Origin of the sequence: Cellulomonas rhizosphaerae, assembly GCF_003470205.1 — a bacterium.
Lineage (GTDB): Bacteria > Actinomycetota > Actinomycetes > Actinomycetales > Cellulomonadaceae > Cellulomonas > Cellulomonas rhizosphaerae.
In genome coordinates this window covers 1-5,121 of record NZ_QWKP01000076.1, presented here as the reverse complement: position 1 = coordinate 5,121, position 5,121 = coordinate 1, and the positions used below count along the sequence as shown (strand labels likewise).

The 5,121-nt window shown below is 74.9% G+C and carries 5 protein-coding genes; 1 reads left to right on the top strand and 4 read right to left on the bottom strand.

The window, feature by feature from the left end; all coding sequences use genetic code 11:
• On the top strand, nt 1-169 hold a 169-nt coding region (locus D1825_RS18845; protein WP_158580658.1), incomplete at its 5' end, for a putative acetyltransferase.
• A 4-nt stretch (nt 170-173) separates the two neighbouring features.
• Here D1825_RS18845 and D1825_RS01335 read toward each other — a convergent pair.
• The 4 genes from D1825_RS01335 to D1825_RS01320 form a co-directional block, all read right to left on the bottom strand.
• Nucleotides 174-3,101, bottom strand: coding sequence for a VanW family protein (locus D1825_RS01335; protein WP_118765715.1), 2,928 nt, complete (start codon nt 3,099-3,101; stop codon nt 174-176).
• A gap of 88 nt (nt 3,102-3,189) precedes the next feature.
• Entirely contained in the window at nt 3,190-3,681 is a 492-nt protein-coding gene (locus D1825_RS01330) for a flavin reductase family protein (protein WP_118765714.1), read from the bottom strand.
• The gene (locus tag D1825_RS01325; RefSeq protein ID WP_138067243.1) at nt 3,678-4,163 is read right to left on the bottom strand and encodes a hypothetical protein; all 486 of its coding nucleotides are present in this window, start codon (nt 4,161-4,163) and stop codon (nt 3,678-3,680) included. Before D1825_RS01325 ends, D1825_RS01330 begins: the two co-directional genes overlap by 4 nt.
• 31 nt (nt 4,164-4,194) lie before the next feature.
• On the bottom strand, nt 4,195-5,121 hold a 927-nt coding region (locus D1825_RS01320; RefSeq protein WP_325051450.1), incomplete at its 5' end, for a PIG-L family deacetylase.

Genomic DNA, 5,121 nt, shown 5'->3' with positions numbered 1-5,121 from the left:
CCCCGCTCCCGACGAGCCTCCGTTCACCGATGTCCTGGGTGACCTGCTGTCCGTCGACGACGCGGGGGTGCTGATCGGCACCCGTCACGGCGAGGTGCGGGTTCCCGCCGCGGACATCGTCCTGTCCAAGCAGATCCCGCCCGCCCCGCCGCGCCGCGGCCCGCGCTGAGTCCCTACTTGTCCTCGTCCTTGGCGTCCGGCGGCTCGCCGCAGACGATCTTGTTCTGGGGCTTGTAGCGCCAGGAGTTCGACTCGGTCTTCTTCAGCACGTCGTCGAGGAACGTCTTGCGCGTGACCGTCACCGAGAAGCCCGGATTGCCGGCGAGCGAGGGCTCGCAGGTCGCCGACTGGGAGTACACGGTGGTCGGCGCGACGACGCCCGAGCGCGGGCTCGTCGTCGTCGTGACCGTCCAGTACTTCGTGCCCCACAGACGCACGTAGGCGCGCCCGTCCTTGACCCAGCCCTGCACGAGCACGCCGTTGGGCGTGTTGTTCTTCCACTTCATGTCGAGCACGCCGGTGAAGATCGTCGCCTCGCGGCCCTCGGGGTAGCGCGCGAACCACTCGCTGTGCGGCGTGTGCTCGACGTCTTCCATGCCGGCGAAGAACGCGGCGTTGTAGGTGGTCGTCGACACCTGCGAGAGCCCGCCGCCGATGGCCTGCACGTGCTCGCCGCTGACGATCGCGCCGGCGTCGATGAACCCGTGCTTGGCGTCCACCGGTCCGAGCGCCTCGGTGAGGCTGAACGTCTCGCCGGGGCGGAGGAGCGTGCCCGTGATGTGCGACAGGCCGGTCCTGATGTTCTGCGTGCGCTTCGGCTCGGGCGTCAGCGGCGTCGAGAACTCCGAGACGATTTCCTTGATGCCGAGCTTCTTCAGCTCCGCGGTGGAGTCCTTCGGATCCGACTCGACGAGCTTGACCTCGGCGTTGCGCTCGGCGGCGACCGATGCGGCCGCGACCGAGGTCGCCAGCGCGTCGGGGTCGATCGTCGTCCCGGGCTTGCCCGGCACGAGCTTGGGCTTGTCGTCCTTGAACGTGAACGTCGCGTCCGAGGCCTCGGTCAGCAGGTCGGGCAGCTGGTCGAGCACGTCCTTCGAGAGCTTCTCGCCGTCCATCTGCAGCACGAGGTCGCCGTCGACCGGCACCATCGAGGACGCCGACGCGACCTCGGCGGGCGTCAGCACCGCGAGCTGGTCGTCGACCGTCACCGAGACCGGGCCGGAGACTGCCTGCTCCGCGACGGCCAGCGCCGCGTCGGTCTCCGCCTGCGTGATGTCCGGCTCGACCGGCTCGGTCGGCAGGTCGAGCGGTCGCGCACCCGTGAGCCACTGGTCCGTGACGACCTGCTCGGCACCCTCGGTGTCGAGCGTCCAGCCCTCGGTCGCCTGGGTGGCCTGCGCGGTGCCGTCGACGAAGATGACCGACCCGTCGACCGGCGCCTCGGACAGCGCGCCCTCGAGACCCTCGACCGACTGCGCGAGTGCCGCGTCGTCGACCGCGGTGACGGGCTCGGCCTCGCCGACGCCGACCACGTGCTGCCACAGGCGGCGGGGCTCGAGCAGGTTGACGCCCGTGAGCTGGTCGACCGTCGCCTGCGCGTCGAACGTGAGCCCGGCGTCCTTCGGGTCGATGCTCGCGGTCACGTCGTTCGCGACGACGTCGATCGGCTCCGACGTCGCGTCGTGGAGCTCGCCGTCCAGGCGGGTGACCGCCTCGTCCGACGAGAGCCCGCCGATGTCCACGCCGGCCACGGTCGCCCCGCGCGGCACGCGGTCCGCGAGGGCGTAGGAGGCCACGACGTAGCCGCCGACGAGCACGACGAGGATCGCCAGGATCACGGCCAGCCGCTTGGGCCAGCGCCGCTTGCCGCTGTCGGACTCGAACACGTCCAGCGGGGACTCCTTGCGCGGGGTGGGGGTCACCGGGCCGGCGGACACGCGCAGGGGCGTGGCCGCGGCGGGCGCTGCTCCTGCTCCTGATCCCGGCGCTGCGGACGCTGCAGCCGCGGCTGCCGTTGCTGCGGCGGCTGTGGTTGCGGCGGCTGTGGTTGCGGCGGCGGGCGCTGCTGCGGCGGGGGCCGCAGGGGTCGGTGCAGCAGCGGGTGCTGCCGGTGCGTTCGGTGCCGGTGCAGCGGGCGACGCTGTCGCGGCTGCTGCTGGTGCGGCGGTTGCCGCGGCTGCTGCAACCCCAGCGGCTCCGGCGGCTGCGGCGGTGGACGGCGCGGCGGGACGCTCCGGCGCGGGCGACGACGACGGCTGACGCGTCGAGGTGCGGACCGGGGCGGAGCCGCGAGGCGACTCGGTCGAGGCCGCCGCTGCCGCAGCAACCGGAGCGATGAGCTGCGTCTCGTCGGTGCGCGACGGGGCCGCGGGCTCAGGCTCGTCGACCGGAGCGATGACGGCGGTCTCAGCCGTGGGCGCGTCGGCCTCGCGCGCTGCGGTCGCCGACGGGTCCGCCTGCGCCGCCTCACCGTTCTCGGTCGCGGGCGTGTCGGGGGCGGCCTCGTCGACGGGTGCCCCCGGGGCCGCGCTCTGCGCGCTGGGCTCAGGGGCGCTGGACGCGACGTCGTCGGCAGCCTCGGCAGGGGCTGCCGCGTCGGTGCCGGCGGGGGCCTCGTCGTCGGACGGCGGCTCGCCCGCAGAGTCCACGCCTGCGGGTGCGTCACCCTCCAGCGCCTCTCCAGCATCGCCGTCCGGACCGGCACCGTCGCTCGCGTCGGCCTCGGTGGTCTCGCCGCCTTCGGGCACGACCGTGTCCGCAGGGGCAGCCTCATCAGCTGCGGCGTCCTGGGCAGTCGCGTCGTCAGCGGTCGCGTAGTCAGGAGTCTCGTCGTCAGGAGTCTCGTCGTCAGGAGTCGCGTCGGCAGGAGTCTGGTCGACCGAGGCGTCGTCGGTCGGCGCGTCGCCGTCCGGAGCGTCGTCCGCGTCGTCGGAACCCGCGGCAGCAACGGCCGCACGCTCGTCGGCGTCCGCAGGCCGCACGGTCGACGCACCGAGCACGCTCCCGCCGCCCCACACGGGCCAGACGTCGTCGGTCGCGGCGTCCTGTGCCGGGGCGTCGTCGGTCGGCTCCAGGCCGTCCCGGTCGGTACCGTCGCTCATCTGCTCCCCCACGATTGCCCGCGCCACCTGCGCCCGCGCGATTCTACGTGGCGGATCTGGGCGCCCTCGCAGGATGCCGGGCGTGGCGTCAGCCGCGCACCTCGTGCAGGCGTCCGCGCAGGTGCACCAGGCCACCGGCGCCGGGAGCGCCCTGCTCGGCCGCCAGGACGGTGCCGACGACGATGTCGTGGTCGCCCGCGGGGTGCACGGCGGCGGTCCGGCATTCGAACCACGCCGCGGCGCCGTCGATCCACGCGGCTCCCGAGACCGGGGCCGCGCGGTGCGGCACGCGGTCGAGCTGGCCGACCGCGGGGCGACCGGGCGACGAGAGCCAGTCGGCCGTCGGGCCCTGCGCGTCGGACAGGACGCTGACCGCCCAGGTGTCGACGTCGTCGAGGGCCTCGCGCACGCGCGCGTCGGCGTGCACGCAGAACATGAGCAGCGGCGGGTCGAGCGAGACCGACGCCACCGCCGACGCGGTCATCGCGTGCTGCGTGCCGCGCCACTGCAGGACCACGACGGCGACGCCCGCGGGCAGGCGCGAGACGGTCGCGCGGTAGCGGTCGCTGTCGACGGTCACGGCCGCGGCTCGTCGGCGACGGGCTTCTCGAGCCCGGGGAGCACGGGGTCGCCGTCCGACGGGCCCTCGACCGCAGGCCACGCGGGCCCCGGCTCGGCCGGCACGAGCGGCGGGTCGACGAACCACCGCTGCGGCAGCACGCCCGCGACGACGAGCACCGCGATCGAGCCCAGCACCCACACCCACCCGAGCCCCGCCCACTGCACGCCGGGCCCGGACGCGGGCACCAGCACGTCGCCGCCAGGACCCGTCTGCGAGAGCACCTGCACCGAGACGAGCACGCCGATCGCGAGCCCGAGCAGCGCGAGCAGCCCGGACCAGGCACGCACGAGCACGCCGACCGTGAGCACGAGGGCGAGCGCGAGCACCACGCCCCACGGCGGGATGCTGCGGTGCATCACGGTGCCGAACGCGCCGAGCAGGAGCCCCAGGACCAGGGCGAGGACGGCCTTGACGACCGTCGAGAGGGAGAGGTGCCGCACGCGCGCCAGGCTACCCGCCGCGCCCGTGCGCTCAGCGCCGCGTGTGGATCCCGCCGGGCCAGTCCACACCGGCGCCCGCACGAGCGACGCGGTAGCCCTCGTCGGGCAGCACGGGCGCGAGGATCGCGTTGCTGAGCGCGTACTGCGCGAGGGCGGCACGCGAGTCGAGCGGCGAGACGGCCTGGACCTGCGTCGCGTGCGCGCGCAGCGCCGCGAGCACCCTGTCCAGGACGGGTGCGACGTCGACGAGGAGGTCCACGTCCTCGTCGGGCACCGCGACCGACGGCAGCGGACCGCCCGTGTCCGGGACGACGAGCCCGTCGACCGGCGAGAGCGCGGCCAGCCCGGCCCGCAGCGCCGACGAGCCCTGCGCGGCCCACAGCTCCACGGGATCGATCCCCGCGAGCTCGAGCGCGCGTCGGGTCACCTCGTGCGCGCGCACGTGGTCGGGGTGCCCGTACCCGCCCGCGGGCTCGTAGGTGACGACCACCGCGGGTCCACGGTCGCGCAGCACGTCGGCCAGGCGACCGGCGGCCTCGTCGAGCGGGATCCCGACGAACGCGCGCGGCGGGATCGCCTCGGCCGCGCCGGCCCGGCCCGCGGACACCCACGCCATGCCCGAGTCCTCGTAGCGGTCGCCGCCGCCGTCGAGGAACACGTGGTCGCTCACGCCGAGCGCGGCCAGCGCGGCGGCGAGCTCACCCTCGCGGTGCGCGGCGAGGGCCGGGCCGTCACCCTCGAGATGAGCCAGCGACGACCCGATCACCTCGCCCCGCTCACCCCGCGTGCAGGTCACGAGCGTCACGGGCAGCCCGGCGGCGGCCCAGGTCGCCAGGAGTGCGCCGGTCGCCAGGGTCTCATCGTCCGGATGCGCGTGAACGGCAAGGAGCCCGCCGACGACGGAGCCCACCGCCCCCGCAGGGGTGGTGGGCTCCGTCGTCGCGGGCATGGCGCGGGA